The organism is Aerococcus viridans (genome assembly GCF_001543285.1).
Taxonomy (GTDB): Bacteria; Bacillota; Bacilli; order Lactobacillales; family Aerococcaceae; genus Aerococcus; species Aerococcus viridans.
Genome location: NZ_CP014164.1, coordinates 1,195,640 through 1,221,515 on the forward strand (window position 1 = coordinate 1,195,640; position 25,876 = coordinate 1,221,515).

At 38.3% G+C, this 25,876-nt stretch carries 21 protein-coding genes and 1 tRNA gene; 5 read left to right on the top strand and 17 right to left on the bottom strand.

From position 1 onward, the window contains the following. Positions 1–66: 66 nt before the first annotated feature. The gene (locus tag AWM76_RS05750; protein WP_106427264.1) at positions 67–1,302 is read right to left on the bottom strand and encodes an AI-2E family transporter; all 1,236 of its coding nucleotides are present in this window, start codon (positions 1,300–1,302) and stop codon (positions 67–69) included. 149 nt (positions 1,303–1,451) lie between these two features. Between AWM76_RS05750 and AWM76_RS05755 the strand changes: the two genes are divergently transcribed. Further along, positions 1,452–2,474 carry a lactonase family protein gene (locus AWM76_RS05755; RefSeq protein ID WP_106427263.1) on the top strand — a complete coding sequence of 341 codons (1,023 nt, stop codon included), beginning with the start codon at positions 1,452–1,454 and terminating at the stop codon, positions 2,472–2,474. 16 nt (positions 2,475–2,490) lie between these two features. Beyond that, the gene (locus AWM76_RS05760; protein ID WP_003141288.1) at positions 2,491–3,114 is read left to right on the top strand and encodes a flavin reductase family protein; all 624 of its coding nucleotides are present in this window, start codon (positions 2,491–2,493) and stop codon (positions 3,112–3,114) included. A gap of 76 nt (positions 3,115–3,190) precedes the next feature. Here the strand turns inward: AWM76_RS05760 and AWM76_RS05765 are convergent, their stop codons facing one another. The 5 genes from AWM76_RS05765 to AWM76_RS05785 all read right to left on the bottom strand — a co-directional run bounded on the left by AWM76_RS05765 (position 3,191) and on the right by AWM76_RS05785 (position 8,796). After that, positions 3,191–4,147 carry an ABC transporter permease gene (locus AWM76_RS05765; RefSeq protein ID WP_003141287.1) on the bottom strand — a complete coding sequence of 319 codons (957 nt, stop codon included), beginning with the start codon at positions 4,145–4,147 and terminating at the stop codon, positions 3,191–3,193. Next, entirely contained in the window at positions 4,147–5,226 is a 1,080-nt protein-coding gene (locus AWM76_RS05770; RefSeq protein ID WP_003141285.1) for an ABC transporter permease, read from the bottom strand. Before AWM76_RS05770 ends, AWM76_RS05765 begins: the two co-directional genes overlap by 1 nt. Then, the gene (locus tag AWM76_RS05775; protein ID WP_003141284.1) at positions 5,213–6,808 is read right to left on the bottom strand and encodes an ABC transporter ATP-binding protein; all 1,596 of its coding nucleotides are present in this window, start codon (positions 6,806–6,808) and stop codon (positions 5,213–5,215) included. Before AWM76_RS05775 ends, AWM76_RS05770 begins: the two co-directional genes overlap by 14 nt. 89 nt (positions 6,809–6,897) lie before the next feature. After that, positions 6,898–7,959, bottom strand: coding sequence for a BMP family lipoprotein (locus AWM76_RS05780; RefSeq protein WP_003141283.1), 1,062 nt, complete (start codon positions 7,957–7,959; stop codon positions 6,898–6,900). A 312-nt stretch (positions 7,960–8,271) separates the two neighbouring features. Then, positions 8,272–8,796: a PTS sugar transporter subunit IIA gene (locus AWM76_RS05785; protein WP_003141281.1), complete on the bottom strand. Its 525-nt coding sequence runs from the start codon at positions 8,794–8,796 to the stop codon at positions 8,272–8,274. A 205-nt stretch (positions 8,797–9,001) separates the two neighbouring features. Between AWM76_RS05785 and AWM76_RS05790 the strand changes: the two genes are divergently transcribed. Beyond that, the gene (locus AWM76_RS05790) at positions 9,002–9,832 is read left to right on the top strand and encodes an undecaprenyl-diphosphate phosphatase (RefSeq protein WP_003141280.1); all 831 of its coding nucleotides are present in this window, start codon (positions 9,002–9,004) and stop codon (positions 9,830–9,832) included. A 65-nt stretch (positions 9,833–9,897) separates the two neighbouring features. Here AWM76_RS05790 and AWM76_RS05795 read toward each other — a convergent pair whose 3' ends face one another. From AWM76_RS05795 to AWM76_RS05830, 8 genes are all read right to left on the bottom strand, one after another. Then, positions 9,898–11,253 carry an aspartate kinase gene (locus tag AWM76_RS05795; RefSeq protein WP_003141278.1) on the bottom strand — a complete coding sequence of 452 codons (1,356 nt, stop codon included), beginning with the start codon at positions 11,251–11,253 and terminating at the stop codon, positions 9,898–9,900. A gap of 183 nt (positions 11,254–11,436) precedes the next feature. Next, positions 11,437–12,873, bottom strand: a complete 1,437-nt coding sequence (gene glgA, locus AWM76_RS05800; RefSeq protein ID WP_003141277.1) for a glycogen synthase GlgA — start codon at positions 12,871–12,873, stop codon at positions 11,437–11,439. Between the two features lie 34 nt (positions 12,874–12,907). Then, the gene (gene glgD / locus AWM76_RS05805; protein ID WP_003141275.1) at positions 12,908–14,107 is read right to left on the bottom strand and encodes a glucose-1-phosphate adenylyltransferase subunit GlgD; all 1,200 of its coding nucleotides are present in this window, start codon (positions 14,105–14,107) and stop codon (positions 12,908–12,910) included. A gap of 1 nt (position 14,108) precedes the next feature. After that, on the bottom strand, positions 14,109–15,236 hold the full coding sequence (locus AWM76_RS05810; protein WP_039934740.1) for a glucose-1-phosphate adenylyltransferase: 1,128 nt from the start codon (positions 15,234–15,236) through the stop codon (positions 14,109–14,111). A 104-nt stretch (positions 15,237–15,340) separates the two neighbouring features. After that, positions 15,341–17,236: a 1,4-alpha-glucan branching protein GlgB gene (gene glgB / locus AWM76_RS05815; protein WP_050774099.1), complete on the bottom strand. Its 1,896-nt coding sequence runs from the start codon at positions 17,234–17,236 to the stop codon at positions 15,341–15,343. Between the two features lie 97 nt (positions 17,237–17,333). Further along, the gene (locus AWM76_RS05820; protein WP_003141271.1) at positions 17,334–18,620 is read right to left on the bottom strand and encodes an alkaline phosphatase family protein; all 1,287 of its coding nucleotides are present in this window, start codon (positions 18,618–18,620) and stop codon (positions 17,334–17,336) included. Positions 18,621–18,962: 342 nt separating this feature from the next. Beyond that, positions 18,963–19,337, bottom strand: coding sequence for a lactoylglutathione lyase (gloA, locus tag AWM76_RS05825; RefSeq protein WP_039934738.1), 375 nt, complete (start codon positions 19,335–19,337; stop codon positions 18,963–18,965). A 112-nt stretch (positions 19,338–19,449) separates the two neighbouring features. Further along, complete coding sequence (locus AWM76_RS05830; protein WP_003141267.1) at positions 19,450–19,887, bottom strand: DUF1801 domain-containing protein; 438 nt, start codon at positions 19,885–19,887, stop codon at positions 19,450–19,452. Between the two features lie 146 nt (positions 19,888–20,033). On the opposite strand from AWM76_RS05830, the gene AWM76_RS05835 reads away from it, so the two are divergent. Continuing rightward, positions 20,034–21,008, top strand: a complete 975-nt coding sequence (locus AWM76_RS05835; protein WP_003141266.1) for a zinc ribbon domain-containing protein — start codon at positions 20,034–20,036, stop codon at positions 21,006–21,008. Positions 21,009–21,040: 32 nt separating this feature from the next. Beyond that, positions 21,041–21,123: transfer RNA gene (locus AWM76_RS05840), tRNA-Leu, on the top strand. 179 nt (positions 21,124–21,302) lie between these two features. Here the strand turns inward: AWM76_RS05840 and AWM76_RS05845 are convergent. The 3 genes from AWM76_RS05845 to AWM76_RS05855 form a co-directional block, all read right to left on the bottom strand. After that, positions 21,303–21,938, bottom strand: a complete 636-nt coding sequence (locus tag AWM76_RS05845) for a CBS domain-containing protein (RefSeq protein ID WP_003141265.1) — start codon at positions 21,936–21,938, stop codon at positions 21,303–21,305. 84 nt (positions 21,939–22,022) lie between these two features. After that, on the bottom strand, positions 22,023–23,234 hold the full coding sequence (locus AWM76_RS05850; RefSeq protein WP_003141263.1) for an ABC transporter substrate-binding protein: 1,212 nt from the start codon (positions 23,232–23,234) through the stop codon (positions 22,023–22,025). Positions 23,235–23,586: 352 nt separating this feature from the next. Further along, complete coding sequence (locus AWM76_RS05855) at positions 23,587–25,734, bottom strand: Tex family protein (RefSeq protein ID WP_003141262.1); 2,148 nt, start codon at positions 25,732–25,734, stop codon at positions 23,587–23,589. Positions 25,735–25,876 lie beyond the last annotated feature (142 nt).

Sequence of the window (25,876 nt, forward strand, 5' to 3'; positions counted from 1 at the left end):
TAAAAAATGCGAATGTTGCTTCAAGAGGGCATTATACGCCCTTTTATCTCATTAAACAAATAAAAATTACTTGCCGGTTGTATCCTCTGAAATGAAGTCCTCTAAGATGCTTTCATCTTCTGAATATAAGCCGGAAACGTTTTTATACCAAACAAAGAAGTGGTTAAATATGACCTTGATGACGGCATAAATTGGAATGACCAATACAACCCCCGCAATTCCGAAAATTGATCCTGCTGAGATTAATAAAAGCATGATGGTGACTGGGTGAATGGCCATATTGGACCCCAAAACTTGTGGTGAAATCACACGACTTTCAATCGTCTGCTCAATAGCGAATACAATCAAGACTTTTACAATCATCATTGGCCCAACTACAATCGCGACAATAATGGCTGGCACCATAGCTAAGAATGATCCAATATAAGGAATGATATTTAAGAAACCTGCAGCAACCCCAATAATTACCCCATAAGGTAGGCCAACAATTGAGTAACCCACAACAAACATAATGGCTACCCCAATCGCGACAATAATTTGTCCACGGATATATTGGCTAATTTGTAAATTCATATCGCTTAATAGGCGTAAAGTCGCCTTACGAATTTTAATAGGCAGAAATTGTGCGACATATGTGGGCAATTTGTGGCCGTCACGTAACATATAGAACAAGATAATCGGTGCGGTAAAAATAGCTACTGCTACCTTGGTCACTGTCCCTACGATAGACGAGACACTTGTGATTGCTGAATTAGCAATGCTCTCCCAATTAAATGATGACAGGTCTAATACATTATTCATGGCTGATTGGAACACCATATTCACTTGGTCGTACCAATCACCGCGAATGAAGCTTTGTAAGCGACTTTGATAGTCTGACCAAATAGTATCCCAGTTATTGATCAAATTACGCCCTTCATCCGCTACTGTTGGGATTAAAGCAATAAGGCCAGTAACCACCACCGCAATCAGTAGTAAAACGATTGCTGACCCCCAGGTTCGGTTGAGTCCCTTTTTTTCGATTCGATTCACTAAAGGCACTGTCAAATAGTAGAAAATAGCTGCCACGATAATAGGTAGTGAAACATATTGGATGAAGGAAACTGCGGGGTCTAATAGGTATGAGAGTCGGGTAAATAGGCTCATGAAAATGACAATTAAAATACCGACCATCAAGGCGCTAGTATATCGATTATTTAAAATATATTTGAAAAACCAGGATTTTGAAAAAGTTATCTGGTCTTTCGATGATGATGAATCTTTCGTTGATAATGTTTCTTCTGGTTTGATTTTATCGTTCATGACGTCGCCTCCTATAATGCATACGTCTATTATAGCAAACATGTCTTCCTATATATGTGCCTAAACAATTAAAGTATAGCCGTTTTTGGTGTTAATAAGAGCGTTTTCTTGTATAATGAAATTATCTTATGAAAGAAGGGATTTTTATTATGGAAACGATTTATGTATCTGGTTATACACGTGAAGACAATAAGGGGATCCATACCTTAACCTTAAATGCTGATAAGAAAGCTTTTGAAGCAAGTGAATTGATTATTGAAGAAAACAACCCTACTTACATTACTTTATCTAAAGACGGCAAACATCTATTCACTTTAAGTGACGGTGATGAGCCTGGTGTTGCCCATTACGAAAATAATGATGGTCAATTTGCCTTTAAATACCGTGTGAAAGTATTTAACGAAAATGGCTGTTACCTAACGTATGATGAAGAAGCAAAAGTTCTTTATGATGCTAACTACAAAAAAGGTGAATTGGCAGTGATTAAAGTCAACGAAGATGGTACATTGACTGTAACGGATGTCATCCAACATACTTCACCAATTGGCCCGCATGAAAACCAAGACTTTGCCCATGCCCACTTTATCCATCCAACAAATGACCACAAATACATTCTTTCTTGTGATTTAGGCACTGATGAAGTGCACACTTATACACTTACCGATGATAACAAATTAGCTGAAGTGAGTGTCTACAAAGCAGCGCCTGGTACTGGGCCACGTCACCTTGCCTTCCACCATTCAGAACCAATCGTTTACCTTTTAGGGGAATTGGACTACACAGTTGAAGTGTTAAACATTCAAGAAGATGGTTCTTTAGTTGCTGGTAACCGTTATGACACGATTCCAAGCGATTGGACTGAATTCAACTCATCAGCAGCGATTCGCTTATCAAGTGACAACAAGTTCTTATACGTCTCAAACCGTGGTCACAACTCAATTACTGTTTTTGAAGTTTCAGCAGATGGGCAAAGTTTAACTGAAATTCAAAACATTTCAACTGAAGGTGATTTCCCGCGTGACTTCAACTTCAATGCAGATGAATCATTTGTCATTGTTGGTCACCAATTCCAACCACAAATTTCATTATTTACACGTGACCAAGCAAGTGGTTTATTAACCTACGTTGATCATACAAATATTAATGAAATCGTTTGTGTCACACCAGTTTAAAGGAGTTTAACCATTCATGTATCATTTAGCCGCCAGTCAAATGGACGAAAAGCTACAATATAAATTGCTATCTGGTGCCATTGTACCCCGACCAATTGGTTGGATTACTAGTGAAAACAAGAAAACTGGTGTCATCAATTTGGCACCCTTTTCTTTTACTAGTGGTGCCGGGCAAAAGTTGCCCTTAATTTCAATGGCTATTCTTCGAAAAGAAGATTTTTCCATTAAAGATACCGCCCGCAATTTATTAGACCATCCTGAAGGTGTGGTGAATATTGTCAGCAAGTCTTTCATTGATAAAATGAACGCTACCGCTGCCAAAGTTTCAGCAAACGTCAGTGAATTGACCCTAGCTGACATTCAAACAGTTAATTCTAAGACCGTGAGCCCGCCAGGTGTGGCAGATGCTTTAATTCGCCTTGAGGTAAAAGTCTACCAGTATATCCCAATCCGTGACCGTAAGGACCGTATCATCACTGATATGTTCATACTTGAAATTACCGACTATCATTTAGATGCATCGGTATATGACGAGGAAAAAGGCTACGTCTTGTATGAAGCCTTAGACCCTGTTGCCAGATTAGCAGGCAACTTGTATACGGATATCACAAAACCTTATGTATTAGAACGACCGGAATAAACAAAAAAAGGATTTAGCAGCGGCCAAACCCTTTTTTGTTTATTCTGAAATTTGAATGGATGCTTGAAAACTTTTCCTATTTCGATTGAACAAAGGTTTTCCCCAAAGCTTTTGGCGCTTGAGCTTTACCAATGAATACAACTAATACGATGATCGTCAATATGTAAGGCGCAATATCTAAGTAAACTGATGGTACATCTTGAATAATGGGGATGTAGTTTGCTGTTACCGATAAGCTTTGCGCGAAGCCAAAGAATATTGCAGCAAGTAGTGCACCGACTGGATGCCATTTTCCAAAAACCATTGCCGCCATGGCCATGAATCCTTGTCCTGCTACGGTGATTACAGAAAATTCATTCTGTACAGCCTGTGCTTGAACCGCCCCACCGATACCACCAAGGAGTCCAGAAATCAAAACGCCAGCGTATTTCATTGCGTTTACGTTAATACCAAGTGTCTCAGCTGCCTCTGGGTGCTCGCCGACTGAACGCAAGCGTAAACCAAAACGGGTTTTGAATAAGACAAACCAAGCGATTACGGCGAATAGGATACCTAGATAAGCTGGGCCAGAAGTATTTTGGAAGAAAATTGGTCCAATAACTGGGATATTATTCAAACCTAAAATATTATAAGTTACAAAAGGTTTCGCTAATGGACCTGTTTGCGCTGCTCCATAAATCGCTCGCACTAAGAAAACAGATAATCCAGGAGCTGCTAAGTTCAATACGGTACCGGAAATGGTTTGATTGGCGCGGAAGTTGATAGATGATACGGCATGAATTCCTGAATAGATCAAGCCCACTAGTCCACCTACTAATAGACCAACCCAAGGCGTCATGGCCCCGAAAGTGCTTGACATGGTGATATTGAAAACCGCTGAAGCAAAGGCGCCCATTACCATAATCCCTTCCAAACCAATGTTCACCACACCTGACCGTTCAGAGAAGCTACCACCGATTGCAGTAAACATAAGGGGTGCTGCGTACATTAATGTCGAAGACACAATTAATTGTAAGATAGTAGAAAAGTCCATTATTGGTCCCCCTTAACTGTTGATTTTTTACCCTTACCGAATTTATCTATTACATATGAAATGATGTAAGATGAACCGATAAAGAAAATGATAGCAGCTGTAATAACACTCGCCAATTCATCCGGTACACCGGCACGGTTTGGCATAAATGAAGCCCCAATATTCAAGATACCGAATAAGATAGAAGCTAGAAAAGTCCCAACTGGCGTCCCCATTCCAAGCAAGCCAACGGCAATTCCGTTAAAACCTTCAGATGGTAGGGAAGTTAGTGTATACAAGTTACCAAAAGTACCGATACCATGGATGACGCCGGCTAAACCAGCCAAACCACCAGACAGGAAGATGGCTAAGACGATATTTTTCTCCACGTGAATACCTGCATATTCCGCTGCATCTTTATTTAACCCAACGGCCTTTAATTCAAAGCCCATAGTTGTATGTTTCATCACAAATCCGTATAGGATAACCATGATGATCGCGATGAAGATCCCCATATTTAAGCGAGACCCACCTGTTAATGTTGAGATAAAAGCTATAGCTAAGGAAGCATTCTCGCCTACTTTATCCGTCATATTCCCTGACCCCAGCACCTCACGAATAAGGTAATTGGTAGTATACAAGATGATATAGTTTAACATAATCGTCACAACAACTTCATTTGTCCCTAAGTAGGCACGCAGAACACCAGCAATGGAGGCGTATAAGGCACCAGATAAAGTCCCAATAAGGAGAATTGCAGGTACCATGATCATTTGCGGTAAATCTGGAAAGGCCAAGGCGAAAGCTACTGATGATAACCAGCCGGCTAATAATTGACCTGATAAACCAATATTAAAGAAGCCTGATTGGTAAGCCACATTAAAAGCTAAACCAGTTAACGTTAATACTGTTGCTTGTCTTAAAACTTCACCAATGAAGTATGGACTAGATAAAACTGTCATGATCATAGCATCGTAGGCAGCAATTGGATTGTAGCCGAAGAATAACATGATGAAGGCGCCTAGAATAAAGCCACTTAAAATAGAAATCACTGGTATAGCTAATTTTTCAACAAGCGTATTTGTCTTAAATGCTTTCAACTGGTTCAACCCCTTCCGCTATTGTATCTTGACCGACTGGATGTAGGACACTTTGAATGCGTGCTTCTTCTAAGCTTACACCCGCCATTAATAGACCCAATTCAGTTTCATTCGTATCGTCAGCATCGACGATGGCATTTATTTTGCCGTCATGCATTACTGCAATCCGATCAGCAACACCCATAATTTCGTCCAATTCAAAACTCATTAACAATACACTCTTCCCTGCGTCTCTATGTTGTACTAACCGGTCATGCACAAATTCAATCGCCCCTACATCTAACCCACGAGTTGGCTGAGCAGCGATTAATAAGTCCGGATTCCGGTCTAATTCCCGCGCTATAATAACCTTCTGTTGGTTACCACCAGATAAAGCGCCCGCTAGCGTTGCTTCACTTTCAGTTCTCACGTCAAATTCATCGATTAAAATTTTGGCATGATCGTTGATGAAGTTATGGTTTAAGAGCCCATTTTTTGAGAAAGGTTTTTGATAATATGACTGCATAGCCATATTCTCTGCAATCGATAACTCAAGGAATAGACCGTGTTTTTGTCGGTCTTCAGGTATATGTCCTAATCCAGCTTCCGTAATTTTACGTGTACGCTTGTTGGTTACATCTTTACCAGCTAAGGTAACTTTTCCTGAAACCACTTTTCTCAAACCGGAAATTGCTTGGATTAATTCAGTTTGTCCGTTACCATCGATTCCAGCAATCCCTAAAACTTCTCCTGCCCGCACCTCAAAATCTACAGATTTCACTGCCTGCAAGCCCCGAGATTCATTGACCACTAAATCATTAACCTGCAAAATAACTTCGCCTGTCTCAGCTGGCTTTTTCTCAACTTTAAAATTCACATGACGGCCAACCATCATGTCCGCCAACTCTTGCTTGTTGGTGTTTGCGACATCAACCGTATCAATACTTTGACCGCGACGAATTACTGTACAACGATCAGCAACCGAGGTGATTTCATCCAATTTATGGGTAATCAAAATAATGGATTTACCTTCAAGTGTCATAGCTTTCATAATGTGCATCAATTCTTCAATTTCTTGAGGGGTCAATACAGCAGTCGGTTCATCGAAAATTAAAATATCAGCGCCACGGTACAGCGCCTTAATGATCTCAACTCTTTGTTGTTGACCAACAGAAATATCCTGCACGTAAGCATCTGGATCAACGGCCAAATGATACTGGGTAGATAGCTCTTTGATTTTTGAATAAGCTGCTTTCTCATCAAGATAACCAAATTTTGTAGACTCTTTACCCAGCACAATATTTTCGGCTACTGTAAATTTATCAATCAACATAAAATGTTGGTGGACCATACCGATACCTAATTTATTGGCATGGTCGGGTGAACTGATGACTGCCGCTTGACCGTTCACCAAAATCTCACCTGATGTTGGTGCTAGTAAACCGGATAAAATATTCATCAAGGTCGATTTTCCGGCCCCGTTTTCCCCTAGTAAAGCATGAACTTCACCTTTTTTTAGATTGAAATTGATATTATCATTGGCTTTGTATGTACCAAATATTTTTGTAATATCACGCATTTCGATGACATTTTCATTTTGCATGTCTATATTCCTCTTTTCTAACTTAGACGCCTATACAAATTAAAAGCGTCAGCCAATTTGACTGACGCAATTTACTTTTCTATACTCGCTTACTCTGCTGAATAAGAGAATTCTGGAACGTCAATTTCACCATCAATGATTTGTTGTTTCGCATCTTCAATTGTTGCCCAAGTTTCATCATCAAGGTTACCTCTTGTGATATCAACCGTTTCATCTGCTAAACCGTATTCTACCAACTCGCCACCTGGGAATTCAGTATCCATTGTTTGCTCAGTAATGGCAACGATAGCAGAACCAGTATCTTTGATTGTAGAAGTTAAGGTAAAGTTACCACCTGACCATTCACCTTCTTCAGTTTGGTCACGGTCAACACCAATTACCCAGATATTTGCTTCGCTATCTGCTTCAAGACGGTTACGTGCTTCAGTAAATACACCGTTACCTGAACCACCAGCAGCCGTATAGATGACATCTGCGCCACTTGTATACATTGCATTGGCAATTTGTTGACCTGTTGCAGCATCACCGAATGATTCAACATATTGTGCATCTACTTCGATTGATTCGTCTACATGAGCTACCCCAGCTCTAAAACCAGTTTCAAAACGGTCAATACCCGGTGTTTTCATTCCACCTACAAAGCCGACTTTTCCAGTTTCAGACGTTGTTGCTGCTGCGATACCTGCTAGGAATGCAGATTCTTGGTCTTTAAAAGTCATTGATACAACGTTTGGTTGGTCTACTTGTCCATCAATAAAGGCAAATTGTTGGTCTGGATTAGCAGGAGCTACTTCATTAAAAGTATCTTCTAACATAAAGCCCATACCGAAGATGATGTCATAACCATCTGCAATCGCAGTATTAAAGTTTGGTACGAAATCAGATGAATCTGTTGATTCGTAATATTGTACTTTATTGCCAGTTTCTTCTGACCAAGCTTGCATACCTTCCCAAGCTGATTGGTTAAATGAACGGTCATCAACCCCACCTTCATCTGTGATCATACTAATAGCGTAATCACCAGTAGCTTCAGATGTTGCTTGAGAATCTGATTCACTAGATGTATCAGTTCCAGCATTTTGCCCTTGACATGCTGCTAAAGCAAAAACAGAACCAGCTAATAAAACGATATTTTTAAATTTTGTAGACATGTTTCTCCTCCAATAGACGAATGTTATGTTTTTAAAGGTTTCTAATGTTCGTTTCTTACAAGAGTTATTTTACGTTATAAATCCGAAAAAGTAAAGTTTTTTACAAAAATAGTTCGTATTTTTATTCACTTTTCTCACTTAACACTTTTATCATAGGTTTATGATCATTTTAAAGACGAACGTCTATTTGGCTAACCGACAGCTACTTGTGTAAACAGTACTATTACAATACTTTCTCCATTTTTAGATAACAAAAAAGTCGAGACATATAGCCCCGACCTTGATTAGAATATATATATACGCGTATTAATCTTAGCTATTTGTTGTTACTGAACCTACTTCTGCACTATGTGTAACTTGGCCAGATGCAGTTAATTGTAAGCTAGAAAAGTCTTCTAAATTCGTGAATACGACAACGATTGATTTTCCTTTACCTGCAGATGTTAATTGGTCTAAATCAACTGTGGCGACTTGGGTACCAGCACTAACTTGGTCTCCCTCAGCTACCGTGACATTGAATGGTGCACCATCTAATTCAACAGTATCAATACCCATATGCACTAAAACTTCTACATCATCATCTGTTTTGATATAGATAGCATGTTTAGTTGGAAAAATACTCATTACAGTACCTGCAACTGGTGCATAAACGTCACCTGCTTCAGGTTCTACGGCATAACCGTCACCCATCATTTTTTGTGAAAATACAGGATCATCTACTTGATCGATAGAGCTAAATTCGCCCGTTGCTGGAGCAAATAAAGTTTCTGCTACTTGAGAACTATTCGGTTGTTTTGTAGTTTCCTTCTTCTTATCTTTTTTAAAAAAATCAAACATATCGCTCGCTCCTTAAGTATTCATTTTATTGACTACTTTAATCATATCACATTCGTAAAAATAATGACAATCTATCCCAGAAGCGATTTCACAGATTTCAAATATAAAGACTTTTTAAAGTTATGATGGTTTTTTGTTTTCTTTCTTGTTTTCATTTATAATGAAATGAGAAATTATTTTATTTTGAATGAAGGGAAATTGATAAATGTTAGATACATTAAAGGTCATTTTATTAGGTATAGTTCAGGGGATTACCGAATGGTTACCGATTTCATCGACTGGACACATGATTCTTCTTGAAGAATTCATTACATTAAATGCACGTCGAGAATTTTGGGATATCTTCTTGGTTGTTATCCAGCTAGGCGCAATTTTAGCCGTTGTATGGATTAACTTCAACCAATTAAATCCATTCGCACCAAGCAAATCCAAAGCAGAAAAAGAGGAAACTTGGATGACTTGGTTTAAAGTAGTCGTTGGGTGTCTTCCAGCTGCTATTGCCGGTCTAATATTAGACTCATGGATAGAAGCAAACTTAATGAATTGGTTTGTTGTTGCAGTTATGTTAATTGTCTACGGTATTTGGTTTATCTGGATTGAAAATCGTAACACAAACAGACAAGCAAAAATCAACTCTATGGCAGAAATGACATATATGGACGCCTTCAAAATTGGTTTGTTCCAAGTATTGGCACTAGTTCCTGGTACATCTCGTTCAGGTTCAACCATCTTGGGAGCAACAATCGTTGGTACGTCTAGACCATTAGCAGCCAACTTCTCATTCTTTATGAGTATTCCAATTATGTTCGGTGCTTCAGCACTAAAATTAGTCAAAGCTTTCTTAAGCGGTTTCGTGTTCACAGGTACAGAAATCTGGCTATTACTAGTTGGTATGGTTGTAGCATATGTCATTTCAGTCTTAACTATTAAACTATTCTTGAAATACATTAAAGCTAATGACTTCAAAGTATTCGGTTGGTACCGTATTGTCCTTGGTATTGTGGTTATCTTGTACTTCTTACTATTTAAATCATAATATTCGGATTTTTATCCAAATGAAAAGGAGTGGCCTGGCCACTCCTTTTTCGTACGTATTGGGTTTTAGTTGAAAAATTCACTGTAGATGGCGCGAACAGCGTCATCTTCTCTTTCTTCAATTATGCCAAACATAATAGAAATCTCAGATGAGCCTTGGTTGATCATTTCCAAGTTGATCCCTGCTTCTGACAAGGCCTTTGTTGCTCGGGCAGTATTACCAATATTTTCAATCATACCTTCCCCTACTAACATCACTAAGCTTAGGTTGTCGCGTTTTTCAATCGAATCCGCTGCTGTTTCAGCTTTGATTTCAGCTACCATTTCTTCGAATTCTTTTTTCGATAAGGCATCTTCTTTAAAAATAACATCGATATCATCGATACCAGATACGATATGTTCGAATGAAACGTCATATTTTTCAAGGACAGATAAGACGCGACGAACAAAGCCAACCTCTCTATTCATCATATATTTTTTTATGTAAACAGAGGCAAATCCACTTGTTGATGCAATACCTGAAATCGCTAGGTTATTTTTTGGACGTGTTCGGGTAATCAAAGTGCCTGGTGCCTGTGGTTCATTAGTATTTTTTACCGCTACAGGAATATCAGCGATGAATGCTGGTTGCAGCGCTTCATCATGGAAAACGGAGAATCCAGCGTAAGATAATTCACGCATTTCTGAATATGTCAGCTGCTCAATCGCGACAGGATTATGGACTACTCCAGGATTTGCGGCATAAATAGACGAAACGTCGGTAAAGTTTTCATACATTGAAGCTTTGACACCGTTTGCGACAATCGCACCAGTAATATCAGACCCCCCGCGAGAGAATGTCACTAATTTGCCGTCTTTCGTGTAACCGAAGAAACCAGGGATGACGATGATACCATCACGTTCGCGTAATTTATATAAATTTTGGTAAGACTCTGGTAAGACCCGCGCTTGACCAGGATTATCTGATAAGAACAAGCCTGCATCTTGAGGATTTAAGTAAGAGGCCTCATAACCTAATCCAGAGAAATAAGCGGCGATTAATTGCGCATTTGCGTCTTCACCAAAGGCTTTAATCGCATCCACAAAATAAGCTGGCTGGTCTGTGATATCCGAACTAATTAATTCATTTAATTGGTTGGAAATGTCATCAATAATGGCTAGATCCATTTCTAACCCTTCAGCTGTATCTCTAAAGCGTTCTACGATTTTATTAAAAGTAGCTGATGCATTTTCACTATCGTGCAAGATTTCAGCAGCCAAGTCGATTAACAAATCGGTCACCTTGATGTCATCCTTATCCCGTTTACCAGGTGCGGAAACAATCACCACTTTACGGTTAGCGTCACCAATTACAATATCTTTCACTTTCACCAGTTGCTCAGCTGATGCAACTGATGAACCTCCAAATTTTACTACTTTCATCTTTTCATTTCATTCCAATCCAATTTTAATGTATTATGAGCTATCTTATCATAAAAATGAGACTCTATACAATAGGAAAAGAGGTTGAAACCTATGTGTCTCAACCTGAGTAATCATCTTATGTAAAGAAGATATTCAATTTACCAAAATAATTGGCTAGCAAGCTTAAATCATTTTCCGAAATTATAACAAGTCTTCATATAAACGGATATACTCCTTAGCCGGTTCAGTCCAGCTAAAGTCTGTCGCCATGGCTTGGTGAATCAATTGGAACCATACATCCGGTTGGTTTTCGTAAATATCCAAGGCATATTGGATAATATGGGCGAAAACATCCCCAGTAAAGATGTTAAATGAGAAGCCGTTACCTTCACCAGTATATTGATTGTATGGTTGAACGGTATCTGATAAGCCACCAGTTTCGTGGACAATTGGTAAAGTACCGTAACGCATGGCAATCATTTGGGATAAGCCACACGGTTCAAATGCACTAGGCATCAAGAACATATCAGAACCTGCATAAATTTGTTGAGCTAATTCGACATCAAAATCTATATATGCGCAGAATTCCCCGGGATACTTCCATTCAAAATAACGGAATGAGTTCTCAAACGCCTCATCACCGGTACCCAACACAACAATTTGAATATTGAAATTTGTGAGTAGATATTCAGCTTTTTCTTGTAACAACTGCATACCCTTTTGATCAGTTAATCTCGTAACTACCCCAAGTAAAGCAACATCCGGGTCTACACTTAGGCCAACTCGTTCCTGTAAGGCTCGTTTATTGGCTGCTTTACCCGTTTGAACTGTTGATGCATCATAATTTTCAACTAAATTAGGATCCGTCTCTGGATTGTTTTGTTCATAATCTATCCCATTAATGATGCCTGATAACTTCCAAGCATTATAACGTAATTCACCGTCTAGTTTTTCACCAAATTCAGTTGTTTGAATTTCGCGGGCATAATTCGGACTAACTGTTGTTACCTTGTCAGAGAAATTAATACCGCCCTTAAGATAGTTTACTTGGCCTTCCTTTTTAACCCCATTTTCATGGTATAAAGCATAGGTGGTATTAAAGATCTCTTTTAAGGCGGATTCATTTTGCCAACCTTGGAAACGAATGTTATGGATAGTTAACACCTTGCGAATATTTCGGTAGCTGTCTACCCAATGGTATCGATCCACTAATAAGGCAGGAATCATGGCTGTTTGCCAGTCATTTACATGAATGATATCTGGTATAAAATCTACTTTTTCCATCATTTCAATCACTGCGATATCAAAAAATCCAAACCGTTCACCATCGTCATTTTGGCCGTACAATTGGTCTCGGTCAAAATACGCTAAATTATCAATAAAGTAATACTGAACGCCATCGAGTGTTAGCGTCTTTACCCCAACATAGGCTGATTTATAACCTAATTCAACTCTAAAATGGGTGATTTCAATCAGTTGCTCCTTGAATCTTTCAGGCATTTGCGTGTAATATGGCAATACTACTCTGATGTCAACACCTTGTTTGCACAATTCCTTTGGCAAGGCATAGGCAACATCACCAAGTCCACCCGTTTTGAAGAACGGCGCGCCCTCAGCGGCGACAAATAAAACTTTCATATGATCACCCTTCTCTCGTCTCTTTATCTACTATTTAAAATCCTTTGACCTTTTTAGACTTATAGGCTGGATGTTGGAATGTCTCATCTGATGCAGCGACATAGGTCCCTTTTGGAATCACAACAGGTTCCTCCGGTGTTCCAGTGATCACTGCACCTGGTGCTACCTCAACTTTTTTGTCTAAAATAGCATATTTTACGCTTGCACCCTTACCAATCTTCGCATTTTGGAAAATGATAGAATCTTCTACCTTAGCATTTGGCGCCACTTCCACGTTACGGAAGATATGAGAATGTTCCACTTCACCATAAATTTGGCAACCTGTACCGATTTGTGCATTAATGACATCTGCATGGCTACCATAATAAGTTGGCGAACCATTATGTGCTTTTGTAATGATCGGTTGATCACCTTGGAATAGTTGGGTAAAGTATTCACCGTTTAGCATTTGCATGCTGACATCATAGTAAGATTTTACAGAATCTACGTTACCGACGTATCCTTCATAAAGATAACCAACTGTTTTATAGTCGTCCATGTATTCAATGATAACGTCATCTAACTCTTTGTAATAGTTATTATCTTCGGCGCGGTCAATCATTTCAAGCAACTTGTCTGTTCGAACCAGTGTCATGTTCATATCATAATTGATAGTCGCTTGAGAAATTGGTGTAATGCCTTCTTTAGAAAGGCGCTCGACATTTTGGTCGTCATCTAAATGAATAATGTATTCGTTTGGATGGTATTCAATCAATTCACGCGGTACTTCAGCGTAAACACGAACGATATCAGCATCGCAACCATCAAATTTTTCAATGACTTCATCTAGATGGACATTGGCTACTATTTTGGCACCTGAAACAAATACATACTCTGCATTTGAACTTTCAATAAATAAGTGATGGTCATCATAGAATGGACCTTTGCGACTCGCCGCTTCATATAAAGCGCGTTTATGGTTCATTTGTGAGAAGGTAAAAACCCCTCCTGTGTAATTATCAAAGTTCCAGGTTTTACCTGAACGGATATGGTCATATACAGAACGACCAGTTTCAGCCATAAATAAAGCGACAGAACGCACACCAGCGTGCGATAAACTTGATAAATAGAAGTCTAAGATACGGTAACGACAGGCGAATGGTAAGTTTGCAATTGGTCTATTGTCTGTTAAAGGCATTAAATCAGTTGTCGATTCATTCAAATTTAAGATAGCTGTAACTCTATTTTTAACCATATTAATTACCTCCAACTACTTCTTCATATCCAATAACGGCTATATTATCAGGGGTTCCGATGACTTCTGACCCATCAGAAACAACAGCTTCCTCACCTAAAATCGCGTATTCAATTTTGACATTTTCACCTATACTTGATCCCTTCATAATGATTGAGTTGGCAATTGTCGAACCTTTCCCAACTAATACATTTGGAGAAAGGATTGAGTCTTTAATACTGCCCCGGATAATACAACCATCACAAATCATGGCATTTTCAACTACAGATTCTTTCGATAAGAATTGTGGTGTAGTCATGGTATTTCTTGAAAAAATTGGCCAACCCTTGTCGCGGATTTGTAATGGATGTTCTTGATCAAGCACTTCCATATTTGCTTCCCATAATGAGTCGATTGTACCTACGTCTTTCCAGTAACCATCGAATGAATAAGCAAACAGTTTCTCATCATTATTTAAATAAGCAGGAATAACATTTTGTCCAAAGTCTTCCATGCCTTCAGGGTCTTGCATCAAGTACTCACGTAATTTGTCCCATGTAAAAATATAAATCCCCATTGAAGCTAAATTACTCTTTGGGTTTTCTGGTTTTTCTTCAAACTCAACGATTTTTCCTTCGACATCAGTGTTCATGATACCAAAGCGAGAGGCCTCATTCATGGGTACTGGTTTAACGGCAACAGTACAATCGGCGCCATTTGCCTTATGCGCTGCTAACATCGGTGCATAGTCCATTTTATAAATATGGTCTCCTGAAAGAATTAATACATATTCAGGATTTTTACTATCAATAAAAGACACATTTTGATAAATGGCATTCGCAGTACCATTAAACCATTTTTCTCCATCACTTGAAGAATAGGGTTGTAATGCGAAGGCACCACCATCGCGTGTATCTAAGTCCCAAGAATCACCATTCCCAATATGGTCATTCAAAATCATCGGTTCATATTGTGTCATGACACCAACAGTTGTAATCCCAGAGTTCATACAGTTACTCAAGGTAAAATCAATAATTCGATATTTACCACCAAAAGGAACAGCTGGCTTAGCAATACTTTTTGTTAACTTTCCTAAACGAGTACCTTTACCACCGGCAAGAATCATAGCAATCATTTCATTATTTAACATAGTAGCGGAGATAAACTCCCTTCCCCCTTTTTTCATATGGCATCCACCCAAATATGGTGGGAGCATGACATTTCAACGAAAACTGTAGTAACAGATCAACCCCTTTAATGGTTTTTATTTCTTGTTGTTTCAGACGTTGGTTTGATATTTACTGGTTCAAATGCTATTGCTGCTAGAGATGGTAGATTGATTTCTAGTGAATATGGTTGGCCTTTATGTGGGACCGCCACTGTTTCAAAGTTTGTGGTTTGACTCACCCAATTACCACCAAATGTCTTCATCTCGCTATTTAAGACCACTTGATAAGTACCTGCATATGGTACACCGATTCGATAGTGACTACGTTCAACAGGTGTAAAATTGAAGGCACATACCAACAAGGCATCCGCTGCTTTACCATGGCGTATAAACGATAAGGTGGTTTCTTGATCATCATCAGCTTCGATAATTGTAATACCAGCTTTTTGGTTATCTTGCTCGTGAAGTGCAGGCGTCTCTTTATAAAGCCGGTTCAATTCAGCAACGTAAGATTGGAATTCAGTGTTATACTCACGATCTAGAGATGACCATTCTAACCCTTCATAGAAACGCCATTCCAAGAATTGACCAATTTCATTACCCATGAAGGATAATTTTTTACCAGGATATAGCAGTCGATAACCTTCAAGGACACGCAAGTTCGCAAACATCTCATAGCGGTTATGATTCGGCATCTTGCCTAATAAAGACTGCTTACCGTGTACAACTTCATCGTGAGAGAAAGGTAAAACAAAATTCTCATCATGCATGTACATGAAAGTGAAATTAATTAACTTGTAGTTAGAGCTTCTACCTAAGGCATCAATCCCGAAGAATTTCAAGGTGTCATTCATCCATCCCATATTCCATTTAAAGTTAAATCCTAGACCACCTTGGCTAGTCGGTTTCGTTACCCCGCTCCAAGCGGTAGATTCTTCAGCAATCATTAAGTAAGATGGGTCTCTGAAAAGAATTTCTGTATTGAGTTTCCGTAAAAATTCAAGCCCTTCCAGATTAACGTTATGTCCGTATTTATTCGGCACCCATGGTCCAATGTCATAATCCAAATACAACATATTTGAAACTGCATCAACTCGGATACCATCAAAATGGAAAGTTTCGAGCCAAAATACAGCATTGGAAATTAAGAATGACTGGACCTGCTTACGCCCTAAATCGAAGTTTTTAGTCCCCCAACGTACGTTTTCAGCACGATTAGGATCTTGGTATTCAAAAGTTGCTGTGCCATCATAGTTAGCTAAAGCATCATCATTTACCACAAAGTGACCTGGTACCCAGTCAACGATGACCCCAATCCCTGCCTGGTGACAGGCATCTACGAAGGACATTAATGGCCCAAAATCATGACCAAAACGACCAGCAATAGAGAAATAACCCGAAATTTGATAACCCCAAGAGGCTTCTAATGGGTGCTCCATTAAAGGCATAAATTCAATATGGGTATAGCCCATTTTTTTAACGTAAGGAATCAATTCTGCTTGTAGGTCAGCAAAAGTATAGGCCGAACCATCTTCGTGTCTATTCCAAGATGACATATGCACTTCATAAATATTTATCGGACTAGCAAACATATTGGATTGCTGTCTTTCTTTGATCCATTCTTGATCGTGCCACTCGTAAGTTGGGATGTCTTGTATCACAGAGGCGTTCTTTGGTGGCACTTCACCAGCAAAGGCAAAGGGATCTTGCTTTTCTCGTTTAACGCCATCATGATCTTCAATGACAAATTTATAAAGGTCCCATTCTTTTGCATCTTGCATAAAAATAGTCCATGCACCGGTCTCAGCAACCTTATCCATTCGCAGTTCTGCCCAATCGGAAAAATCTCCTTCCAAGTAAACACACTTGGCGTTCGGTGCCCATACAGTAAACTGGTAGCCATCTTGGTCATTATTAACTTGTTTCTTAGCTCCCAGAAATTTAAACGCTTCAAAATGATTGCCAATATTAAAATAATACATTTCATCGACCAAGCTTCTATCCTGGATTGATGAGCTTGCTTCTTTTCCTTTATACAAAATAACTTCCTCCTTACTTAATAACAAATATTATTATTTGCTATCTAAAAATCTGACCTAAAACTTTTCCTTCTACTGGCGTTTTAAATGCTAAATCTAACATTGCTAGCATTGTTGGGCCTTCATCTACCAAACGCCCACTGGCTAAAGTTTCACCAGCTCTAATCTTAGGGCCTTTTGCCATAAACATTGTCGTATACTTTCCTTTTTTGGGACTATAGCCGTGACTCGCTTTTAATAGCTTGACGCCTGGAATTTGTTTATTGGTATATTCAATGATTGGTCGTTCAATGTCACTTTCAAAGTAATAACCTTCACTTGCTTCGATTAAGGCAAAACATTCAGGGTCTGCACCTAGAGCAGCCGCCTCCTCCCGATTATAAATGGTTTCGATGTAAGGTTTTAAAGGTGCTAGTATTTCTTTAAGTTGTACCATTGTGAATGCATCATGATCTTTCACATAGATATAGCAAGACCCGTCCGTCGCTTTTGCATAGACTTTATAATCTTGAATTTCATTTTGTGCTTTTGTTTGAATTAATCTAGCTTTTTTAAATAGATGATTCGGTCGTATAACGACTTGGGTATCAATTTGATAGTGATCACCTAATAAGACGATATGGGCTTCTTTATAGGCAGGGGTTGTTTCAATTGCATGAAATAATTGGCCTAAATGTGCGTCTATTCGCTCAATGGCCGCCTTAGCTTCAGGTGATTTCACGCCAAAACCATGTCGAGTAGAATCAAGGTCAACAAGGTGGATTGCCATCACATCTGGTTTTTCATTTTCAATAGTATCTACTGCTACTGCCATAACAAAGTCGTCTAATTCTGGTTGTTTAATCCCTGACCGTAAATGACCAAATTTATGATTCTTTTCAATGAGGTATTTAGCTGATGATACTAATAGGGATACCGCAACTTGAGAGTGCCATTTCCGGTTTGCGAAAATTTCTGCAATATTATAATCAATTGATTTACTTTTACCGGTAGCAGGCCAAAGGATTGTTGAAACACTCAAACCATTTTCACTCGCGATATCGAATAAGTTTGGTGTTTTAATATATTTGGTATACCAGTGCCAATCAGGAGAAATTCGGTTTGGCTGTAAGAGTGTGTTGTTTATAATGCCGTGATCTTTGGGGTATTGACCAGTCACAATTGAGGTATGACACATATAGGTTAGTGATGGGTAAACTGATTCAACTGCCTCTACTAAAGCTGCTTCTTGACGGTATTTTTTGAAGTTTGGCAACGTTAAGGCATATGCTAGATCCTCCGTTCCAAAAGCATCTAAACTTACTATGACTAACTTCTTACTCGGCATTAATTAAATCCCCCTGATATGATTGCTGTATTCTTTATTATAACTTAAAATTTAATCTTAGTGGTATGAAAAAGCTTTCATTTCTAGATAAATAAAAAAGCGAGGACAAAAATGTCCTCGCTTTCCAAGACTAGGGTCTAAGCCGTTCACATCAGCTTTTGACCAAGTACCCACTTCCCGTGGTGATTTTCATCGTGTACTTTCTTTAACTACATGCACAGTCTTACAATATGCTGTGCGTGTCGCCTCATCGCATATTGAAATTCTAACATGAATTCACTTAGAAAACAATCCTTTTTTGTCGGATAAAGCTTTAATCGTTAAAGACCTTGAATTTAGTTATTATAACCGAATCACTTCAATTTTGTAGCCATCTGGATCAGTCACAAAGAAGTATCTTGGTTTGGTATCCCCTGGTAATTGTTTAAGGTCAGTAACATCCAAACCTTTTTCGCTTTGCGATGCATGAAGCGCTTCTAAATCTTCTACAGCAATCGCAATATGGCCATAGCCATTTCCTAAGTCATAAGCCTCTGAACCGTAGTTATAAGTCAACTCTAACTCATAATCATCACCTGGTAAAGATAAATAAGTCAATGTAAATTCGTGTTCTGGAAAATCTTTTTCTTCTGCAATTTCAAAACCAAATGCTTCTTTATAGAATGCTTTTGAAGCTTCTAAGTCTTTTACACGATAACAAGTATGTGCCATTTTCATTGATCCCATCTCCATTTCAATTTCTTTTTTTATTATATAGTTGTATTCTATCAAAGATAGTTTAAAAGGTTAAACGAAATATCCTATTTAAGATAAAAAAATGCAAATACTTTTATAATCTATCGATTGTCTTGAAGTGACTTTGCATATATTGATATCCTTCGCGAATAAACTCTCTCAGTACCTCTTCATCAATATCAGCTAATTTATTGACATAAACACAAGAAACACCGGCCTTATACTTACCAATTCTATCTAAAAATTGTTGCGAAATTTTCTTATCAAATTTTAGGTACAGAGAAAATCGTGCTTTTTGGATCGAAAATCCAGTCATTGGCCAAACGCCTTCGATGCCAGAAGTGGTCGTATATTCGTAAATACCATAGCCTATGATCGATGGCCCCCACATAACCGGTTCTTCCCCTGTTTCTTCGGTGAAAATCTTTAATAGCTTTAACCCATCTTCTTTTTTTGTTTTCGACACATCTAATGCTTCTATATGTTCTTTGGGATCAACTTTTGTTGGTAAAGTTTTTTGTTGATAGGTCATATTTTTATTCCTTAAAAAACATTAAAATTATTGGTAATTGTACTGTCCTCTATAAAACTATGCTATCATGGATTGGAGTAAATCACACTTTTAAACCCGTAAATGTTAGGGAAATTGTGATGAAAAGATGAGGAGCAACGATAACTATGATATGTCCAAACTGTCAGTCGACAATTCCAACAGATACAAAAATTTGTCCAAATTGTGACTATATTTTTACCCATCGTGACTCGGATGACAACTTTCATGATACGATTGAAATTCCCGCAGCTTCATATGCGGATACAATATATGATAAAGACGACCACTTTGAGGCTTATAAAGAGCACCAAACCTCTCCAATTCAAAACGCAGCTTATGCGGGTGGCAATACCGACTCTTATGATAGCAAAGATGATAATAAAGACGAGAAGAAAGCTAAGAAACCATTATTTTCTTTTGGCAAAAACAATAAAAAGACAAAAGCTACTGATAATGGTGGCCCTAGTCGCCTTCAAAACAAACAAGATGGCAACCGTCTCACTTCTTACATAGCTTATCTTTTGTCTTATATCAAAAAACCAATACAATCACCTACCACTAACGAATTAAATAAGAATCCAAACCACGGTATCACAAGCTTATTGCTACTTGCAATCTTAAATACTGTATCTATTACTTCCCTTGCAAATTACCTCGTTTCTCATTACGAATGGTTTGCTGATTTATCTGTCTTACCAAACTTGAATTTCGAATTTGTTGCTTGGCGCTTTGGTTTGAAAACATTCGTCTTTCTCATTATTAGCCTGTGGTTATTACCAGCAATGATTCACCTGTTCAATCGGAATAATGAATCCGAAAAAATGAGTAACAATGTATGGCTGACCCATTTCTTTGGTATGAATAGTATCTCAGTAATTGTCGCTATCGTTTGTTTCTTAAGCTCATTACTAGCGCCATTGATTTTTATGATTTTTGTGCTATTATTGACTTTAATGCAAATTGCTTTATTGATCATTACCATGACGATACATTTCTTGCAATCAGGTAATGTTAGCAAATCAAAAGCCTTCTATAGTATTTTGGGTGTTTTACTACTATTCTTCTTAGCAATCATTTTCTTAGTAGGTTTAATCTATTAATTTTCACTAGACTTCATTAGAAGTCTAGGTTCGCGGCTATGGCGGAATGGCAGACGCGCTGCCTTGAGGGGGCAGTGAGAGTATTCTCGTGCAAGTTCAAATCTTGTTAGCCGCATATGTACTTTTTATGAATAAAAAAACAGCCAGACACCCTAATTTAAAAGGACTTTGGCTGTTTTTTTTGGATGAAAAACTCTACTGAATAAGAGGAATATTGTCGAAAAAATGCCGACTTAATTTATACAAAAAGCGGTCCAGATGTTGAAATCTAAACCACTTTTCCGCTATATAATATTATAGTGTGACAACTTCATAACCAGCAGTTTCAATAGCTGCTTTAGCATTATCACCTTGGCCAGCATGAACTTGAATTGTAATTTCAATACCATCTTCATCATTCACAAAGATATGCGATACACTTACACTCGCGTCAGCAAGGACTTTGGTAATTTCTGAAAGAACCCCTACTCTGTCTTCGACAACTTTTACGACGATACGGCTACCTTTATCACCTGGTGTATAACCAGATAAGTCAATTAAGGCTTTGAAGATATCTTTATACGTTATGATTCCTTGAACTGTTTTATTTTCATCAACAATTGGTAACACGCGTAGGTTATTCGTACGCATATATTCCGCCGCTTCTTCTACCATCCACTCAGTAGTGGCAGTTGCTGCTTTCTTGTCCATGAATTTTTCAACATCAGCTTGAGAAAGAATGTAGTTCAATTCGTAAACACTTAGACTTGTCGCATCTGAAGCAGATTTTGCATCAATAATGTCTTGTGTAATTAACCCAACAAATTGACCATTCTTTGTAACTGGCAGATTATGAATCTGGTGACTTTCCATTTTGGCCACAGCTTCTGTTACAGAAGTCTCCGGTGAAATAGTAATCACATCTTTACTCATATATTGTTTAATTTTCATGAAGAACCCTCCCTATTTATCAATAGTTTTTAAGTGCTTACATATATTTTATCATTTACTTGAGTAAAGTACAGATTTTTGACCCTATTCTGGCTCAATTACTGTAACATTTTCGGTTGGTTCGCCGTTAACAACTTCTTGAATATAAGCCGGTGCAGATACGTTATGTTTTTCATCAAAGGTAATATCATAAGCGATACCCTCAAATCCTTCCGTTGCGCCAATAGCGTCTTTGATGGCTCTTGGGTCTGTAGAATCGGCTTCATCAATCGCGTCCATCACCATATTTGCAGCGTCATATGCTACTGCAGAGAACATATCTGGTTGAGTACCGAATTTTTCAACATAAGCATTATAGAAGTCTTGGACATCTTGGTCAGCATCTTCTGTATACACGAAATGGGCTACATAATAGACATTGGTCATATTTTCAGCACCTGCTAGTTCGACAATATTTTGGTTACCCAAGCCATTAGGACCAACAATCGCAATATCGATACCCATTTCTCTGGCTTGTTTAATGATTGGACCAGCTTCTTGGTAGTAACCTGCAATAAAGATTACATCAGGACTTTGAGATTTAACATTTGTTAGGACTGAGCTGAAGTCTGTATCACCAGAAATATATGATTCATCAATGATTACGTCACCGTCAAATTTTTCAACAAAGATATCTGTTAAGTTTTGACCATAATCAGTCGAGTTGTCTTTCAATACAGCAGCGGTTTCATAGCTATTTTGGTTGGCAAGCTCAGCGATAGCAGCACCTTGGAAAGAAATTTCAAAACTTGTCCGGTAAAAGTATTCCCATACTTCACCCGTTTCTGAGTTAATGGTTGCATCATCTACTGTAGTCGTTGCGGATACAAATGGCACTTGCGCATTTTCAGCCACTGGTTGGGTAGCAAAAGTTAAGGCCGCTGTAGCGGGTCCAAGGACGACTGAATTGCCTTGCTCAATTAAATAAGTCATACCTGTAGCAGCTTCTTCTGGTGTACCTTGATTGTCGTATGATTGATAACTCACTTCTTTTCCATCAATCCCGCCCTCTTCATTCCGTTGTTCAACGGCCAATTGGACAGCATTATCTTGGACCACACCATATGCCGCAGTAGCACCAGTTAGTTCCCAAAGGCCACCAATATTTACCGTATCTAACTTGCTAGTTGACACCTCTGAGGAGGATGACGAATTTGAATGATTAGAAGTGGCAGTAGTTGCTTGCGAGCAACCAGCTACTATAATAGAAGCCGCAAAGATCGTTGTTAGCATTTTAGTAAATTTCATATTTTTCATAAAAGATTTCTCCCATCTATTTGTAAATATTGTCTCCAACCCAAAACTAACCCAAAAGCCACATCCAACAACATAACCAAATAAAAAACGCCGACCCGTTCAAACGGGCCGGCGTTTTAGCTAAGAGCCCGTATCTCACGAGAAATAGGACTCTACAATATATGGTAGAATCCTCAGTTAGCTAATGATAATAATAAATTTAGATGTGGGAAAGCAGAAACAAATTCCGCTTGCATATTTGAATGTACAGTCATTATCGTTTCTACCTTCCTCTCTTTAAGTTAATTTAAATATAACAAATAAAGTAGAATAATCAAGTATTTTTTTAATTTAATTTTAATTATTTTCTAATTTATTTAATATCAAGCATGCTTAAGCCGATTCGACCTTTTTTCTCGTCTACTTCAGATACCCAAACTTCAACAATATCACCTACAGAAACGAAATCACTTGGATTACTTACGAATTTTGTAGACATTCTCGAAATATGAACTAAACCATCTTGTTTAACACCAACATCGACAAAGGCACCAAAATCGACAACATTACGCACTGTACCTTGTAATTTCATCCCTACTTTCAAATCTTTCAACGAAAGAACATCAGATCTTAAAATTGGCGCAGCAACGTCTTCACGTGGATCACGTCCTGGTGTCAGTAGTGATTTTTGGATATCTACTAAGGTCTCTTTACCAATACCGTATGCTTCAGATAAGGCATCTAAATCAAAATTGGCAATTGTTTTTCTGGCTTCTTCACTTTGAAGTTCTTCTAAAGAAACACCTAAGTCTTTCAGAATCGCCTTAACTTCCTTATAATTTTCAGGGTGAATGCCTGTATTATCTAAAATGTTGTCGCCCCCTGTAATACGGATGAAACCAACCGCTTGTTCATAAGTTTTAGGTCCTAAACGCTTTACCTTACCTAATTGCTTGCGGTCAGTAAAGACACCATTCTCATTTCGGTACTCAACGACATTTTTAGCAACTGCCATCGATAAGCCGGCAACATGGCTCAATAATGAAGCGGAAGCTGTATTTAAGTTGACGCCAACCCGGTTAACCACAGTTTCAACAGTGAAATCCAAGCTTTCAGCAAGTTCTTTTTGAGACACATCATGTTGGTACTGACCTACTCCGATGGCTTTAGGTTCAATTTTTACCAATTCAGCCAATGGGTCTTGCAAACGACGCGCGATAGAAACGGCTGAACGTTCTTCAACATTATACTCAGGGAATTCTTCGCGGGCAATTTCACTAGCTGAATAAACTGAAGCACCAGCTTCATTAACAATGCTATAAACCAAGTCTAAGTCATTATCTTGGATTTGTTCAGCAACAAATTGTTCAGACTCACGACTTGCTGTTCCGTTACCAATCGCGACCATTTCTACCTGGTAAGTTTTGATTAATTCATTGAATTTTTTGCTGGCTTCAGCTTTTTTATTGACTGGTGCATGCGGATAAATCACATCTTTAGCCAAAACTTTACCTGTGGCATCAACTACAGCTAACTTACAACCTGTTCTAAAGGCTGGGTCTAAACCTAAAACAACGCGTCCCTTCAATGGAGGTTGCATTAACAAGTTACCCAAATTCGTTGAAAAAGTAGCAATAGCGTGTTGCTCAGCAGTTTCGGTTAATTTAGAACGCAATTCTCTTTCAATAGAAGGTTTTAAGAAACGATCTAAGGAATCTTGAATAGCCGCTTGGATTTCGCGCGTTGACACTGGGTGGCCTTTGATAAAACGGTGTACCAAGTGTTCAATGATTGGAAACTCATCAGCTTCAATAGAAACATTTAAAATCTTCAACTTTTCAGCCCGATTAATCGCTAATACCTGATAAGGTTTCAGGTTTTGGATATTTTGGCTAAAATCGTAATATATTTCGAAGATAGCTTTTTCATCTTCCGCATTTTTACGTTTTATACTGGTTAATTTACCTTCTTTTAAAGTATATTTACGTAACCATAGACGAATATCTGCATCTTCTGCAATCCATTCAGCCATAATTTCGTGTGCCCCATCCAAGGCCATTTTAGTGTCTTGAATTTCGTCATTTAAGAATTTTTCAGCTTCCGCTTGAACATTACCTGTAGCTGGAGATGAAAATAACCATTTGGCAAGGTCTTCTAAACCATTCTCTTTGGCAATAGTTGCCTTTGTACGACGTTTTTGTTTGTACGGCGCATAAAGGTCTTCAACCGTTTGTAAAACTGTCGCTTGTTTAATTTTTTTAGCTAGGTCATCTGTTAATTTTCCTTGTTCTTCAATATTTGCAAGAACCGATGCCTTTCTTTCCTCTAATTGTTTCGTATATTGGTAAGCATGTTCAATTTCTCTAATCTGAACCTCGTCTAATGACTGCGTTACTTCCTTACGATAACGAGCGATAAAAGGTACTGTATTGCCCTCTTCTAGCAATCCCAATACATTTTCAATTTGCTTTTTATTAAATGGTAAGCTTTGATTAATAATTTGAATGTAAGATGACTCCATATTCAACACCTTTCTTTTTTCACGAACAATTATTATACCCCAAAAATGGTGCTTTTGCCATTCAACAAATTTAGACAGTCTTTGCGCATTTTAATTTCAGTTAATTATTGCAATTCTATCTTAAATAAAATATAATTATCTT